This is a genomic window from Burkholderia sp. AU45388 (assembly GCF_030481585.1).
Taxonomy (GTDB): domain Bacteria; phylum Pseudomonadota; class Gammaproteobacteria; order Burkholderiales; family Burkholderiaceae; genus Burkholderia; species Burkholderia sola.
The window spans coordinates 19501-34852 of sequence record NZ_JAUJPV010000029.1 but is presented as its reverse complement, the minus strand read 5'-3'; the positions used below and the strand labels follow the sequence as shown (position 1 = coordinate 34852).

The following is a 15352-nucleotide window of genomic DNA, read 5'->3' as shown; positions in this document are numbered from 1 at the left end:
GTGCGCGCGTAATGTATGGATGCCGCCGGCGGAGGCCGGGCACCGGACGCCGAGGCGGGCAGGGCGTCGGGGCCATTCTGTCATGTCGATATTTGCGCTTTCATGCCAATTGCTGACTTGATCGATTCAGCATTTGAATCGATCGGCGCGGTCACGTGCGTGCGTCGTCCGTGCCGCTGCCGTGAGGGTGCGTCGCCGCGCTGCGCACGCAGCTTGCCGACGATGCCGGCGTGCGGTTCGAGCCTGCCGCCGCGTCGTAGGCGTTCAAAAGGCATATGTCGCTCGACGACGCGCTGGCCTGCGCGTGCGCCATTGTGGCGCCATCGCGACCGCCCTCGCAGGATGGAATTCTACGATGACGATTTTTTTTACCCGGATAATATTGACATTCAATTAATACCCGGATAAAAATAGCGTCATTCCGATTCCAGCCCGCGGGCGACCACGATGACCTCTTCCACGCTTCTTCCTTCGTACACGGCCTTCGATGGCCACCGGCGGCTCGCATCGGGCCCGCTCGCGGCGGTCGCGTTTGCGGTCCGGCAGGCAGCCGGCGACGCGACGTCCGGCACGATCCTGATCTTCGACGATGCAACCGGCCGTTCCATCGACCTCGACCTGCGCGGCACGGCGGACGACATCCGCGCGCGCTATGCGGCGCCGTCTGGCGACACATCCGGCGGCGCCGGAGAGCCGGCGGGCGCGGGCCCAGGCCCAGGCGCTGCCGAACAGCGCGGCCGCGGCCGGCCGAAGCTCGGCGTCGTGTCGCGCGAGGTCACGCTGCTGCCGCGTCACTGGGAATGGCTCGGCGCGCAGCCGGGCGGCGCGTCGGTCGCGCTGCGCAAGCTCGTCGAGGACGCGCGGCGCACGCACGCGGCGGCTGACCGGCACCGCGACGCGCAGGCGCGCGCGTACCACTTCATGTCGGCGATGGCGGGCGACCTGCCCGGTTTCGAGGAAGCGGCGCGGGCGCTGTATGCGAACGATCCGGCACGGCTGGCCGAGCTGATCGCCGGCTGGCCGGACGACGTGCGCGACCATGCGCTCGCGCTGGCGCGCGGCGATCTGCCGCCCACCGCCGAAGACTGCTGACGGAGCGCCGACGCGATGACCGTATTCGACCTGAACCGTGGCGCGATCGCGCCGGTCGCCGACGAAGTCGACATCGTCGACCTGCGCGTGACGGGCGCGATTCCGCGCGAACTCGACGGCACGTTGCTGCGCAACGGCCCGAATCCGCCGAGCGGCCGCTTCGAAGGCAACGACATGCTGTCGTGGTGGCCGGAAGCCGCGATGCTGCATGCGATCGCGTTCGACGGCGGTCGCGCGGCCGGCTACCGGAACCGCTGGGCGCGCACGCAGCGCTGGGCCGCCGTCCACGCACCGGGGCAAGTGCCGCATCTGCCCGACACCAATCCGAACGTGAACGTGCTGCAGCATGCGGGCGAATTGCTCGCGATGGCCGAAGGCGGCGCGCCGCTCGCAATCACCGCCGCGCTCGATTCGTTCGGCATGCCGGCGCGGCACGCGGGCTTCGACGGCGGAATGACCGCGCATCCGAAGGTCGATCCGGTCACCGGCGAGCTGATCCTGTTCCGCGCGGACTGGCGCGCGCCGTGGCTGCGCTACGGCGTGATCGACGCGATGGGTGTGAAGCGTGTCGACGTCGAGATCGACGTCGGCGCGCCGTCGATGATGCACGACCTCGCGATCACCGAAACCCGCAGCCTGCTGCTCGACCTGAACGTCGGCTACGACTTCTCGCTGCTGAAGCAGGGCCACCGGATGCCGCTGCGCTGGCACGACGACCGGCCCGCGCGCATCGGTGTGCTGCCGCGCCACGGTGGCGACGTGCGCTGGTTCGGCGTCGAGCCGTGCTTCATCCAGCACGTCGTGAATGCGTACGACTGCGACGCATCGTGCATCGTGCTCGATGCGGTGCGCTATCCGTCGTTCCTGCGGCTCGACCCGCGCACGGGCCGCTTCGCGGACAACCCGGTCGGCGAGCTGTGGCGCTACGTGATCGACACCGCGAACGGGCTGATCGACGAAGGGCCGCTCGCCGACGGCGGCATCGAGCTGCCGCGCATCAACGAAAGCCGGACCGGGCGCCGCTACCGCTATCTGTATGCGGCCGAGCAGCCGACCAACGCGGAAATGCGCGGCGTGATGCGCTTCGACCACGCGCGCGGCACGACGACGCACTACGCGGTGCCGGCCGGCGACCAGAATGGCGAGCCGGTGTTCGTGCCGCGCCCGGGCGGCGCGGACGAGGACGACGGCTGGCTGCTGGTGATGGTCTACCGCGCGGCGACGGACACGAGCGACGTCGTGATCCTCGATGCGCGCGCGATCGATGCGGGGCCGGTTGGGACGGTGCATCTGCCGCGGCGCGTGCCGGCCGGGTTCCACGGCGCGTGGGTGCCGCGCGAACGTTGAACGTGCGCGGCGGCGGCGCGCGTCACTGCGCGCGCAGCGCGTCGACGATCTTCAGCCGCGCGGCGCGCATCGCCGGCAGAAACCCGCCGACGAGCCCCATCGCGAGCGAGAACAGGAGCGTCTTCACGACGATCGCGGGCGTCAGCACGAAGCGGAACGACAGGTCCGAGAAGGTCTGGAAGTTGGTCGTCGAGAACGACGCGAATTGCATCAGCGACGCGCACGCGAGCCCCGCGACGCCGCCGACGAAGCCGAGCAGCAGCGCCTCCAGCAGGAACGCGGCGAGCACGCTGGTGCGCTTGAAGCCGAGCGCGCGCAGCGTGCCGATCTCGGCCACGCGGTTCGCGACCGACGCGTACATCGTGATCATCGCGCCGATCATCGCGGCGATCGAGAAGATCGTCGACAGCGTGATGCCGAGGATGTTGATGAAGGTCGACAGCGCCTTCGACTGGTCGCCGTAGAAGGTCTGCTCGCGTTTCGCCTCGTCGGTCAAACGCGGGTCGACGTCGATGTCGGCCTTGAAGCGCGCGAAGCCGTCCGCGCTCGGGATGCGCAGCACCATCGACGAATAGCTGGTGCGCCGGAACGACTGCATCAGCTGGTCGACGTCGCCCCAGATCTCCGAATCGAAGCCGCTGCCGCCCGCGTCGAAGATGCCGACGATGGTCCAGTCGCGCTGCGCGAAATGCAGGCTGTCGCCGAGCTGCGTGCCGCTGAAGCCTTTCGCGATCGCGCTGCCGACGACGATTTCCGACGAGCCCGGTGCGAACGGGCGGCCGGCCACGAGCTTCACGTGCGGGCGCAGCGCGAGGCCGGCCGGCGATACGCCGCGGATCACGACGTTCGACGGCTTGCCGGTCGACGTCTTCACGAGCGAGATCAGCACGACGGCTTCCTTCGACACGAGCGGCCGTCCGTCGGGGCCGAGCGCGACGGCCGGGTGCATCTCGAGCGCGTTGGCCTGCTGATGGTCGATCGAACTCTGGATCTCGGTCTCGGCGCCCTTGCGGATTACCACCGCGTTGTCGGGTTCGCCGGTCGACACGAGCGTTTTCGTGAGGCCGGCGTCGAGCATCTGCACCGTCGCGAACACGAAGATCACGAGCGCCATCCCGCCGGCGGTGAGCGCGGTGGTGAGGCGCCGGGTCCACAGGTTGCGCGCGATGTAGGTGAGCGGGATCGCCATGCGCGTCGCTACCCGATCGCCCGCAGGCCTTCGACGACGCGCACGCGCGCCGCCTGCCATGCCGGCACGATTGCCGCCGCGAAGCCGACCGCGACCGAACACGCGGCCTGCAGCACGACCGTCTCGGTCGACACCTTGAACACCGGGAAGATGCCGCCGGCCGCCTGCTTGAACAGGCTTGCGGCGGGCGGCGTCGCGAGAATCCCGAGCCCGCCGCCAGCCACCGCGATCACGACCGATTCTCCGAACACGATCAGCGCGAGGAACGCGGGGCCGAAGCCGAGCGCCTTCAGCGTCGCGTATTCGGCCGTGCGCTCGCGGGCGCTCATCGCCATCGCGTTGGCCATCACGGCCATGATGATCAGGATCACCACGTACGACACGAGGCGGATCGCCGCGATGATCTGGTTCGACATCGCGACGAAGCCGAGCTGGAACGCCTGCTCGGTCTCGGTCAGCGTTTCGGCGAGCGAGTTCCTGAACACCGCGTCGACGTTGCGCGCGATCGACGCGCCGTCGTCGGGGTTCGCGACGCCGAGCACGAACACGCCGACCTGGTCGGCCTGCTTCGGCGTGCGCTTGCGCACCGTCTCGTTCAGGTAATCCCAGTGGAACACCAGCTGGCGCGTGATCGTCGAATCGTCGCGGCCGTCGAGAATCCCGCGCACGACGAAATCCCACGTGCCCGGATAGATGGTGCCCTTCAGCGGAATCACGTCGCCGACCTTGAAGCCGAACTGCGTCGCGAGCTGGCGGCCGACGAGGCAGCCGCGGCGGTCGCGGTCGTAGTCGGCGCGCTGCTGCGTCGGCAGGATGAATTCGGGATACAGGTCGAGATAGTTGTCCGACACCGCGAAGCTTGCGAAGAAGTTTTTCGGGTCGCGATAGATGCCGCCGAACCAGTTCGAGCGGACCACGGCCGTCACGCCGTCCACGCCGCGGATGCGGTTCTCGTAGCTGACCGGCAGCGGAAATACCAGCGAGATCGCGTTGCGCGTGACGAGCCGGCCGCTCGACGCGGCGGCTGCGCCCGCGTACCACGCGTCGACGACGGTGTGCAGCAGCCCGAACGCGAGCACGGCGATCGTGAGCCCGAGCACGGTCAGCAGCGTGCGCAGCCGGTGCCGCAGCGCGTTGCGCGCGATCAGCTTCAGCACATACATGGCGCGCGCTCGCGTCGGTCAGGCCGCGTGCCCATCGATCAGCTCCCCTTTTTCCAGATGGACGAGCGAGCGCGCGGCGCCGGCCGCGTGCGCGTCGTGCGTCACCATGATGATCGTCTTGCCGAGTTCGGCGTTCATCCGCTGCAGCATCGCGAGCACGTCGGTGGCCGATGCGCGGTCGAGGTCGCCGGTCGGCTCGTCGGCGACGATCAGCACCGGATCGGTGATCAATGCGCGCGCGATCGCGACGCGCTGCTGCTGGCCGCCCGACAGCTCCGACGGGTAATGGCTCGTCCGGTCGCCGAGATTCACCATGTCGAGCACGAGTTCGACGCGTTCGCGCCGCTCGCGGCGCGACAGGTGCGTGAGCATCAGCGGCAGCTCGACGTTCTCGAACGCGGTGAGCACGGGCATCAGGTTGTAGAACTGGAAGATGAAGCCGACGTTCGCCGCGCGCCATTCGGCCAGCTGCGCCTCGGCGAGTTGCGAGATGTCGAGGCCGCCGACGCGCAGCTCGCCGCTGTCGGGCCGGTCGATGCCGGCCACGAGGTTCAGCAGCGTGCTCTTGCCGGAGCCCGACGGCCCCATCAGCGCGACGAAGTCGCCGTCGCCGATGTCGAGCGTGATGTCGGTCAGCACGGGCACGATCTGGTTGCCGCGCCGGTACGACTTCGCGACGTGGCTGAGCTCGACGAGGGGCGGCCGGGCGTCGTTCACGCGCGTTACTTCTTCGCGACGGTCACTTTCGCGCCGTCCTTCAGCTTCGCGCCCGGCGCGAGCACGACCGTGTCGCCGGGCGTCACGCCGCGCACCGCGACGAGCTCGCCGATCCGCACGCCCTTCGTCACGGCCACCGCATGCACGGCGTCGTCCTTCACGACGAACACGACCGGCCGGCCGTCGCGCTCCACGACCGCGCTGGCCTGCACGGCGGTCACCGGCTGCCGGTCCTGCGGCGACGCCGGCTTCGACAGGAACGCGATCTTCGCGCTCATGTCGGGCAGCACGCGCTCGTCGCGGTCGACGAAGCGCACCTTCACGAGCACGGTGGCCTTCGAGCGGTCGACGGTCGGCACGATGCGCGACACGCGGCCCGCGAAACGCATGTCGGGCAGCGCGTCGAGCTGGATCTCGCACGGCTGCTCGGCGCGGATCTTCGCGATGTTCGATTCGGCGACGTCGGCCTCGACCTCGAGCGTCTCCATGTCGGCGATCGTCACGACCGCGCCCTTGCTGTCCGACGCGGACGAGAACGGCGTGATGTTGTCGCCGACGTTTGCATGCTTGGCGAGCACGATGCCGTCGAACGGCGCGCGGATCACCGTCTGGTCGACCGCCACCTGCGCGGCCTGCGCGTTCGCTTGCGCCGACGCGATCGCGGCCCGGTCGCTGTCGAGCGTCGCGCGCGCCTTGTTCACGCGTGCCGTGTCGGTGTCGAGCTGCGCGGCGGGCACCGCGCCCTTCGGCGCGAGCGCGGCGGTGCGGCGCAGCGCGATCTCGGCGTCCTTCAGCTCGGCCTGCGCGACGCCGAGGTTCGCGCGGGACACCTGCACCTGCGCGCGCGCCTGGGCGAGCGACGCGCGCACGTCGCTGCTTTCGAGCCGCGCGATGATCTCGTTCTGCTTCACGCGCGTGCCTTCGAGCACGCCGAGCCACTCGACGCGCCCCTGGCCCTTCGACGCCACCGCGGCCTTGCGCTGCGGCACGACGTAGCCGGTCGCATTGAGCTGCGTGTCGTTCTGGTACGGGTAGGCGGACGTGACGGACGTGGTGTCGACGGTCGGCCGGCCGGTGAGCGCGAGGCCGGCGGCGATCGCGGCGGCGACGAGCGCGGCGGCGACCGCATAGCGCACCCAGCGGCGCCGGCGCGGCACCGGGGCGATCGGACGCCGGTCGATTTTCAGTTTGTCCAGATTGTGATCGGGCAATTTGAGCGCCTCGAGACGGCGGCGGTCGTGCGACCGGCCGCGATCCGGTTTCCGGGGAAAGGGACGGATGGACGCCAGTATAAGCGTCGCCCCGGCGCCGCGCGAGCCGGTTTGCGGCGCCGTGCGGCGGCGGCCCGTCCGGCCCGCCGGCGCCGGCTGACGCGCCCGCCCCCGGGGAAACCCGAGGATGCAAGCAACGTGTCAACTTGCCGCGAAGGCGGTGCGTTATGGAACCAGTGCGTCAGGTTTTGTCGCGACGGAACGGCGAAAGCCGGCCTCGCGGCCTGGGGCTCCGATGCGAATGCCTCGCATCTTTACTTACCGGTACGTTTGATTTTTTCTCCGCTAAAGGAAGAACAATGAAGAAGACGCTCGCTTCGATCATCGCCGCAGCATTCGCACTCGCATCGGTTTCGGCATTCGCCCAGGAGACGGCGTCGGCGCCGGCAGGCGCGATGGCGCCGGCTTCCGCGCCGATGAAGAAGGATCACAGCAAGCCGAAGCACCAGCTGAAGCACCACGGTTCGAAGAAGGGCCAGGCGAAGAGTGCAGCCGCATCGGCCGCCGGCACGAACGACGCAGGCGCGCAAAACTAAGCGGCTCGCCGCCACGGCCGGCGTTGCCGGCCATCGGTCGGCCAACCCCGCATGCTCCGGCATGCGGGGTTTTGTTTTTTCAGGCGCCCGGTGTGCACCGCGCCCGGCCGGCGGCCGGTGGCGGGCGCTGCAGAGCGCCGGCATCTGTGCTTAACTCGCGGCTTCACGATGCGAAGGAGCGGGACATGGATCTCGGGTTTATCGGGCTGGGCGAAATGGGGCAGGCGATCGCGACGAACCTGCTGAAGGCGGGCCACACGGTGCGGGTCTGGAACCGGTCGCGCGAGCGGGCCGAGCCGCTCGCGGCATTCGGCGCGCAGGTCGTCGACACGCCGGCCGACGCATTTCGCGGCGACGCGGTGTTCTCGATGCTCGGCGACGACGCGGCCGCGCGCGCGGTGTTCGACGATGCGCTGCTGGCGCAGGCGCCGCGCGGGCTGATCCACGTGAACATGGCGACGGTGTCGGTCGCGCTCGCCGAATCGCTCGCGCACGCGCATGCGTCACGCGGCATCCACTATGTCGCCGCGCCGGTGATGGGGCGGCCCGACGTCGCGGCCGCCGCGCGCCTGACGATCATGGCGGGCGGCCCGGCCGAGGCGATCGACCGCGTGCAGCCGCTGTTCGATGCGATCGGCCAGAAGACCTGGCGGTTCGGCTCGCTGCCGCAGCACGCGAACGTCGCGAAGATCGCCGCGAACTTCACGCTCGCGTCGGCGATCGAGACGCTCGGCGAGGCGTCCGCGCTGCTCGGCGCGCACGGCGTCGCGATGCGCGATTTCCTCGACGTGATCACCAGCAGCGTGTTTCCGGGGCCCGTCTACGAAGGCTACGGCGCGATGATCGCCGAGCGGCGCTACGAGCCCGCGCGCTTCAAGGCGCGGCTCGGGCTGAAGGACGTCCGGCTCGCGCTGGAGGCGGGCGACGCGACGTCGGTGCCGCTGCCGGTGGCGAGCGTCGTGCGCGACAGCCTGCTCGACGCGCTCGCGCACGGCGGCGGCGACCAGGATTTCGCGGTGCTCGGCGAAGCCGCGCTGCGCCGCGCGGGCCGCTGACACGCGACAGACGCGCGGTGCGCGCGGCATAATCGGCGGATCGTTCCCCTATTCCAGACAGAGGCAGTGATGAATTTGCATACGTGGTGGCTTTTCGTGGCGACGGTGTTCGTCGTGTCGGCGATTCCGGGCCCGAACATGCTGCTCGTGATGACGCACGGCGCGCGGCACGGGCTGCGCCGCTCGTCCGCGACGATGGCCGGCTGCCTGAGCGCGCTGGTGCTGATGCTCGCGGTCTCCGCGGCGGGGCTCGGCGCAGTGCTCGACGCATGGCCGGCGATGTTCAATGCGTTGCGCTTCGCGGGCGCCGCCTACCTGATCTATCTCGGCGTGAAGGCGTGGCGCGCCCGCGTGGACGATGCGCCGGCGGCCGACGTCGATGCCGTGTCGCAAGGGGCATCGGCCTCGCGCGTCGCGCTGTTCCGCAATGGCTTCCTGGTCGCGGGCAGCAACCCGAAGGCGATTCTGTTCGCGGCCGCGCTGCTGCCGCAGTTCATCAATGCCGCCGAGCCGACGCTGCCGCAGTTCGGCATCCTCGTCGTCACGTTCGCGGTGATCGAGGTGAGCTGGTATCTCGTCTACGCGGCGTTCGGCACGCGCATCGGCGCCACGCTGAAGAGCCAGAGCGTCGCGAAGGTGTTCAACCGGCTGACGGGCGGCCTGTTCGTCGGCTTCGGCGCGATGATGGCGCTGGTTCGCCACTGATTTCCGGCGACCCGGCGTACCGAACGCCCCGTCCCTTGAAAAAGGGCGGGGCGTTCGGCTATTGGGCGGTGCTTTACCGCTGCGTGCTCACGCACGCGGCCGATCCAGCGCCGCTGCGCCGCCGCCGCGGCCGGCCGCCAGCCCGAACACGGCCGCCGCGCCGGCGAACGCGAACCCGACCCCGCACACCGCGCTCCAGCCGCCCCATGCCCATGCGCTGCCGGCGAGCGCCGCGCCGAGCGCGCCGCCGACGAAGAACAGCCCGACGAACAGCCCGTTCAGGCGTCCGCGCGCGGCCGGGTTCAGCAGGTTGATCGCGCGGCGGCCGATCGTCTGGTCGACGATCACACCCGCATCGAGCAGCGCCGCGCCGCCGGCCAGCAGCGCGAGCGCGACACCGCGATGGGCGTGCGCATCGAAGCCGAACCCGCCTGCGCCGGCGACGCCGAGCACGACGAGCGCCATGAGTATCGTGCCGTGCGCGAGCCGCTGCGCGGCCGCGCAGACGGCGAGCGTCGCGACGATCAGGCGGCGGTGCTCGAGCAGGTCGACCAGCGGCACGAGCAATACGAGCCCGGCCGCGTAGCCGAGCGGCGGCAGCATCGCGACGAGGCCGGCGAGGCCGGCCGGCAGATGCAGATCGGCGCTGATCGGGCCGGTCAACGGCTGCGCGGCGAACAGGTCCATCACGATCACGCCGACCGTCGCGGCGAAGAACAGCGTCATGCCGGTGCTCAGCGCAGCCGGCGCGGCGACGGGCGGGGAAACGGGGGCGGCGCAACGAGGGGCAGGGCAGTTCATCGGAAACCTGGGGGCGAGCGAAGGAACTCCCATCGTAGGTGTCCGATGTTTATGCGACATCGTGCACGGCACGTTGCCGGGCCGCCTGATGCGGCCGGTCGAGCTGCTGCGCGACGCGCTGGGCGAGGTGCTCGACCGGGAAACGAAAAGGGGTCAGGCGCCGTAACAACGAACTAGAGGCCGCATTCGAGGGAAAATCCTTATTTTCCCTACGGAAATGTTGCATTGCGGAAACCGATTCGCTATGATTGCACCTGTCTCCTCCATGTCTCCTCTGATATGGATTCAGCCCGCCGATCAGGCGGGCTTTTTTTTGCCCGCGATTGTGTCGCAGCGCTCCATTTCCATTCGCCGGCCGACGCCGCGCACTCAGAACTTGTACGTCATCCCGACGTAGCTGATGATCGGGTCCGCCTTCAGGTCCGATTTCGACTCGGCGAGCACCGAGCCGTCCGCCGCCTTGATCGTCACCGTCGACGTCGTCTTCAGCGGAATGTAGGTCACCGACGCGACCAGCCCGAAGTGTTCCGTCACGTTGTACTGCAGGCCCGCGTTGAACACCGGCTGCCAGGACGACGACGCCTTCGCCTCCACCGAGGTCGTCCCCGGCTTGCCCGCGCCCGCCGCGAGGATCGCGCCGAGGTTGTCCTGCGTCTGCTTGATGAAGTTCGTGTTGAGCTGCAGGTCGCTGAACCAGTTGTACGACACGCCGAGGCCGAGGAACGGCCGGAACTTCGCGGTGGCCTGCCCGAAGTAGTACTGCAGGATCACCGCCGGACTCCACTGCCGCACGCTCTTCACGATGGGGTTGACCGACCCCAGCCCGATGTTCTGCGTGCCGAGCGCGCCGGCCGGGCCCGGCGGCTTGATCGTGCCCTGGCCCGACACCTTGAACACCGGCGGCACGCCGGCCACCGACGTGACCGCGATGTGGTCGGTCAGGAAGTGGCTGATCGTCAGGCCGACGGTGTCGGCGCCGCTCGTATGCAGCCCGGTGCCGGCCGACGTGAACGACGGCGGCAGCCGCAGCGGCGTGTTGATCGGCGTCGGCGCGACGTTGGTCGTCATCGGCGTGCTGCTCTGCTGCGGCATGACGTGGAACCAGCCCAGCGTGACGACGTTGCTGCCGGCGCTCTGCGCGTGCGCGGCGAGCGGCGCCACGGCGGCGGCGCCGGCCGCCGCGCAGAGAAGGGTTTTCTTCATCACGGCTTTCCCCTCCGTTTACTGGACGAATGCGCCGATCGTGAAATACGGCGTCGATCCCGCGTTGTCGAGGAAACCGAACACGCCACCCGAGAAGATGAACTTGCCGGTCGGCGACGTGCTGCCCGAACCCGTATGGATCGTCGTGACCGTGCCCGGCACCTTCTGCGTGTAGTCGAGGTCGAGCACTCTCGTGAGCGACGCCTGCGACGGCTGGAACGGATCGAGCAGCGTGGCCTGCTTGTCGATCAGCGCGGTGGTCCGGTAATCGAACTGGCTGTCGACGCCGATGTACTCGCCGTTCTGCGAACCGGCCGCGACGGCCGTCTGCGGCGCGAGGATCGAGATGCTCGATTCGTCGTCGGCGGTCAGGCCCGGCACGCCGTTGCTGTCCGGCGTCGGGTTCGGGTTCGCGACCCCGGTGCGCACGAGGATCGGCACGAGCTGGTTGCGCAGCTTGCCGACGACCATGAAGCCCTTGCCCTGCGGCGTGGCCGACAGCGTCGGCTTCAACTGGCTCGCGTAGTTGTTCGACTGGAACGCGCCGCTGCCGTCGGCCGACTGCACGAAGTTCGTGCCCTGCTGCGTGCACGCGCCGCCGGCGAACTGGCCGGTCGTGTCGCACTTGGTCCACGTGCCGTCCGCGTTGATCGTCACCTTCGCGTCGATCGACGCCGGGCCGAATTTCTGCGACGGCACTTCGCCGAAGCCGATGTGGCTGTACGTGCCCGCGACCTTCGTGATGTCGGTTTCGATCGACGAGAAGCCGATGAACGGGTAATACGGGAATGTCGTGTCGGGCACCGCGGCCTGGCCGAGCACGCCGTCGAACTGGATCTCCTTGCCGGGAATCGTGCCGCCCGCGACGCCGAAGCCGACGAAGATGCGCGCCGGACGCGACGCATCGAGGCTCGCGCCGTTCAGCCGGAACGCGCACTGGTTCAGCTTGTTGGTCGGCAGCAGCGTTTCCTGCGTGAGCGTGCCGCTGTCGACGGTGCCCGCGCGGGTCGGCGTGACGGTGCCGGTCTTTTGCGGCACCGCCGATTCGACGTAGGTGACCTGCCAGGTCATCTTGGTCGTGTCGAGCTGGACCTTCGCGAGTTCGCCGCTGCCCGCGCCGCCCGTAAACACGGTGTTGTAGTCGAGCGTGGCGGGGCAAAGCCGGTCTTCGACGAGCGGCGGCGGGTTGTCGCTGCCGCCGCCGCAGGCGGAAAGAAGGGGGGCGGCAAAGGCCGCCGCCAGAATGAGGTTGCGCTTCATGTTGCTCCTCCAGATTTGTCTTGTGCGGCGGCCAGCTCCCTGTCGGCCGCTTCTGTTGGTCGTGCTCGTCTTGTTCGCGCCGTGCCGGACGCTTTCGTGCCTTCCCTGCGTCACGCGGCGGCAGGCCGGCCGCCGCGTCCTCGCCCGCTACTTGCTGATCTGCGCGCCCACGCCGAAGTACGGGGTCGACGACGTCGTCGAATTCGCCGACGTCGACGTGACGCCGCCGTTCACCGTGCCCTGGATCAGCGCCGCGTACAGCCCGCCCGTCGCGATCACCACGCCCGATGCGGACGGGTAGCTCGCGCCGCTCGGCGGAGTGGTCTTCGCGTTCAGCAGGCCCGGCGTCGTCTGGCCGTAGTCGAGCGTGAAGCCGTCTTCCTCGCCCTGCGTGGACGGGTTGATGAACGACGCGTTGCCGCCGCGGATCAGCGCGGCCGTGTACTTGAAGTTCGAGTCCGCGCCCGCGTAGCCGCCGTCGATCGTGCCCGACGTGACGGCCGTCGCCGCGCCGAGCACCGCGATGCCCGATTCGTCGTCGACCTGCGCATCGAGGTGCAGCGGCGGCGTGCCGAGATTCACGTTGCCCGTGCGCACGATCACCGGCACGGTCGCGCCGTTGAGCTGGCCGATCACCATGTGCGCGGTCGCCGACTTGCCGGTCGCGCCGACGATCGGCAGTTGCGTCTGCGGCAGCGTCTGCGGCGCCTTGGCGCTATCGAAGTAGCCGCCGTTCGGGCTCGTCTTCCATGGATCGCCGGTCGTCTGGCAGCCGCCCGACCCGCTCGACGTGCACGCGCCGTTCGCGTCGAACGTCTCGCTCGAGGTGGAGCCCTTCGTCGCGTAGTTGCCCGACGGCACGAGGTGGTAGAGCAGCGCGTTGTACGTGCCCGGCAGCTTCGAGAGGTCCGTCGTCGTGTTCGCGAAGCCGAGGAACGGATAGAAATCGAAGTGCCGGTTCGGCACCTGGCCGACGTTCTGCACGACGCCCGGGATGATCGTCAGCCCGTCGTACTGGATCGTCGCGCCGGGAATGCCGCCGCCCGCGACGCCCATGCCGACCAGCAGCATCGGCGGGTTCGCCTGGTTGAAGTCGGCGGCCGTCGAATAGGTCGAGCCGTTCGGCGCGGGGCCGGTGCCCGGCGTGAGGACGAACGCGCAGCGGGTCTGCTCGGCGGTCGGCAGCGTGCCGGTCGGCGGATGGATGACCTTGCCGGTGATGGTCGTGCCGACGCGGCTCGGCGTGACGGTGCCCGTCTTCAGCGGAATCGGCGATTCGAGCCACTTGAGCGTGTACGTCATCGCGACCGCGTCGATGTTGACGCTGACGATCTCGCCGCTACCCGCGCCGCCGAGATACGTGCTCTTCACGATATCCGCGTCGGCCGGGCACAGTGCGCCGTTGATGGGCTGCGAAGGCGGCTGCCCTTGCGTGCCGCAGCTCGAGCCGGAACATTGGGGTGCATTGATCGGCGCGAGCGCGCCGCCCGAGTCCCCCCCACCACATGCAACCAGGAAAGGGGCAATGGCAAAGGCCGTTGCCACCCCCTTCGATAAGGTGTGCGACATGCCGCTGTCTCCAATCGTTTAATTGTGCGAGCTAATGTCGCTGCCTGTGTTTTTGCTGTCAATTGATGAACCCGTCTAAAAAAGGCGATTGAAACGGGATCGTCTAATTGAATGCTTTCCCAATAAGGCTATCGGTAAGAATTTAAACGCGAGACGGGCCGCCGAAAGCTGCCGCAGTGGGGGATGCGCGACGCCCGACACGCTCTCGCGGCGCCTTCTCGCGTATAACGGCAGCGTTTAAACAGACGGTATCCGGTTTATCCCTATTCGGGATTGACTGGATAAGGAGGGGGCTGGATTAATCCACTTGTAATCGCGCAATCGAAAGCTTGTAAATATTTGTAAATGCGCGGTGTAGTGGTTTTATATATTGCCTGACACGGGTAAATAAAAAGCCGGCCAATGGCCGGCTTTGCATGGCATGCGATGTTGAATCAGCGTTTGAGGCCCGCGTCCTCGGCCGCGCCGATGTTGAGGTTCATGCACTGGATCGCGGCGCCCGACGCGCCCTTGCCGAGGTTGTCGAGGCGCGCGACCGTGACGAAGCGCTCCGCGTTGCCGAACACGAACAGGTCGACACGGTTCGTGTCGTTGTTCGCCTGCACGTCGAAGAAGCCGCCGTCGAGGTTCGCGTCCGCATCGAACGGGGCGACGCGCACGAACGCTTCGTCCGCGTAGTATTCGGCGAACACGCGCTGCACGTCCTGCGGCGTCGCGCGCTTCGCGAGCTGCTCGGGCGTGAAGTAGGTCGTCACCGCGAGGCCCTTCAGGAACGGGCCGACGATCGGCGTGAAGATCGGCGCGTGCGCGAGGCCCGTGTGCGCGGCCATTTCCGGCAGATGCTTGTGCGCGAGGCCGAGCGCGTACGGGCGCGGGCTCGCGAGCTTGCCGCCCGGCGCGGCGCTTTCGTACTCGGCGATCATCGACTTGCCGCCGCCGCTGTAGCCGGTGATCGAGTAGCTGTGCGCGGCGAACGTCGGCGCGACGATGCCCGCATCGACGAGCGGACGCATCGCGAGCACGAACGCCGACGCGTGGCAGCCGGGCACCGCGATGCGCTTCGACGTACGAATCTTCTCGCGCTGCGCGCGGGTCAGCTCGGGCAGGCCGTAGGCCCAGTCGGCGCTGGTGCGGAACGCGGTGCTCGCGTCGATCAGCGTGGTGTTCGGGTTCTCGACGAGCGAGGCCGATTCGCGCGACGCGACGTCCGGCAGGCACAGGAACGTGACGTCCGACGCGTTGATCAGGCGGCGGCGCTCGTCGACGTCCTTGCGCTTCGCTTCCTCGATGCGCAGGATCTCGATGTCGCTGCGTGCCGACAGGTATTCGAAGATCTTGAGGCCGGTCGTGCCTTCCTGGCCGTCGACAAAAACTTTGGTGCTCATTTCGCTCTCACTGAATGAAACGGGAGCCGCGGCGCCCTGAAACCGCCATTTTAAGACGT

The 15352-nt window shown here is 68.7% G+C and carries 15 protein-coding genes and 1 pseudogene; 6 read left to right on the top strand and 10 right to left on the bottom strand.

Translation table 11 applies throughout. The features are described from left to right. Window positions 1–80 precede the first annotated feature (80 nt). A complete protein-coding gene (locus QZM72_RS31780; RefSeq protein ID WP_301740089.1) occupies window positions 81–275 on the bottom strand; it encodes a hypothetical protein in 195 nt (64 codons plus the stop codon). Between the two features lie 172 nt (window positions 276–447). Here QZM72_RS31780 and QZM72_RS31775 point away from each other — a divergent pair, with 172 nt between their 5' ends. Both QZM72_RS31775 and QZM72_RS31770 read left to right on the top strand, forming a co-directional pair. After that, window positions 448–1092, top strand: a complete 645-nt coding sequence (locus QZM72_RS31775; RefSeq protein WP_301740088.1) for a DUF2239 family protein — start codon at window positions 448–450, stop codon at window positions 1090–1092. A 15-nt stretch (window positions 1093–1107) separates the two neighbouring features. Beyond that, complete coding sequence (locus tag QZM72_RS31770) at window positions 1108–2439, top strand: carotenoid oxygenase family protein (RefSeq protein WP_301740087.1); 1332 nt, start codon at window positions 1108–1110, stop codon at window positions 2437–2439. 22 nt (window positions 2440–2461) lie between these two features. Here QZM72_RS31770 and QZM72_RS31765 read toward each other — a convergent pair whose 3' ends face one another. Genes QZM72_RS31765 through QZM72_RS31750 form a run of 4 tightly spaced genes read right to left on the bottom strand, consistent with a single transcriptional unit; the run spans window position 2462 to window position 6719 of the window. Next, a complete protein-coding gene (locus QZM72_RS31765) occupies window positions 2462–3628 on the bottom strand; it encodes an ABC transporter permease (RefSeq protein ID WP_301740086.1) in 1167 nt (388 codons plus the stop codon). Between the two features lie 8 nt (window positions 3629–3636). After that, window positions 3637–4791, bottom strand: coding sequence for an ABC transporter permease (locus tag QZM72_RS31760; protein ID WP_301740085.1), 1155 nt, complete (start codon window positions 4789–4791; stop codon window positions 3637–3639). 18 nt (window positions 4792–4809) lie between these two features. Continuing rightward, window positions 4810–5508 carry an ABC transporter ATP-binding protein gene (locus QZM72_RS31755; RefSeq protein WP_301740084.1) on the bottom strand — a complete coding sequence of 233 codons (699 nt, stop codon included), beginning with the start codon at window positions 5506–5508 and terminating at the stop codon, window positions 4810–4812. Between the two features lie 5 nt (window positions 5509–5513). Continuing rightward, a complete protein-coding gene (locus QZM72_RS31750) occupies window positions 5514–6719 on the bottom strand; it encodes an efflux RND transporter periplasmic adaptor subunit (RefSeq protein WP_301740083.1) in 1206 nt (401 codons plus the stop codon). A gap of 359 nt (window positions 6720–7078) precedes the next feature. Here QZM72_RS31750 and QZM72_RS31745 point away from each other — a divergent pair, with 359 nt between their 5' ends. The 3 genes from QZM72_RS31745 to QZM72_RS31735 all read left to right on the top strand — a co-directional run bounded on the left by QZM72_RS31745 (window position 7079) and on the right by QZM72_RS31735 (window position 9075). Further along, window positions 7079–7315: a hypothetical protein gene (locus tag QZM72_RS31745; protein ID WP_089466418.1), complete on the top strand. Its 237-nt coding sequence runs from the start codon at window positions 7079–7081 to the stop codon at window positions 7313–7315. A 185-nt stretch (window positions 7316–7500) separates the two neighbouring features. Continuing rightward, on the top strand, window positions 7501–8370 hold the full coding sequence (locus QZM72_RS31740; RefSeq protein ID WP_089466419.1) for an NAD(P)-dependent oxidoreductase: 870 nt from the start codon (window positions 7501–7503) through the stop codon (window positions 8368–8370). Window positions 8371–8439: 69 nt separating this feature from the next. Beyond that, entirely contained in the window at window positions 8440–9075 is a 636-nt protein-coding gene (locus QZM72_RS31735) for a LysE family translocator (RefSeq protein WP_301740082.1), read from the top strand. Window positions 9076–9162: 87 nt separating this feature from the next. Here QZM72_RS31735 and QZM72_RS31730 read toward each other — a convergent pair whose 3' ends face one another. After that, complete coding sequence (locus QZM72_RS31730; RefSeq protein ID WP_301740081.1) at window positions 9163–9876, bottom strand: hypothetical protein; 714 nt, start codon at window positions 9874–9876, stop codon at window positions 9163–9165. 58 nt (window positions 9877–9934) lie between these two features. Here QZM72_RS31730 and QZM72_RS31725 point away from each other — a divergent pair. Next, a pseudogene (locus QZM72_RS31725) lies at window positions 9935–10042 on the top strand (LysR family transcriptional regulator); the annotation flags it as partial. Window positions 10043–10245: 203 nt separating this feature from the next. Here QZM72_RS31725 and QZM72_RS31720 read toward each other — a convergent pair. The 4 genes from QZM72_RS31720 to argC all read right to left on the bottom strand — a co-directional run bounded on the left by QZM72_RS31720 (window position 10246) and on the right by argC (window position 15293). Then, window positions 10246–11079 (bottom strand): OmpW family protein, encoded by an 834-nt coding sequence (locus QZM72_RS31720; RefSeq protein WP_089466422.1) that lies wholly within the window; start codon window positions 11077–11079, stop codon window positions 10246–10248. Window positions 11080–11097: 18 nt separating this feature from the next. Then, window positions 11098–12339: a DUF2957 domain-containing protein gene (locus QZM72_RS31715; RefSeq protein WP_301740080.1), complete on the bottom strand. Its 1242-nt coding sequence runs from the start codon at window positions 12337–12339 to the stop codon at window positions 11098–11100. Window positions 12340–12486: 147 nt separating this feature from the next. Next, the gene (locus QZM72_RS31710; RefSeq protein WP_301740079.1) at window positions 12487–13908 is read right to left on the bottom strand and encodes a DUF2957 domain-containing protein; all 1422 of its coding nucleotides are present in this window, start codon (window positions 13906–13908) and stop codon (window positions 12487–12489) included. A 434-nt stretch (window positions 13909–14342) separates the two neighbouring features. Next, on the bottom strand, window positions 14343–15293 hold the full coding sequence (gene argC / locus QZM72_RS31705; protein ID WP_089466425.1) for an N-acetyl-gamma-glutamyl-phosphate reductase: 951 nt from the start codon (window positions 15291–15293) through the stop codon (window positions 14343–14345). Window positions 15294–15352 lie beyond the last annotated feature (59 nt).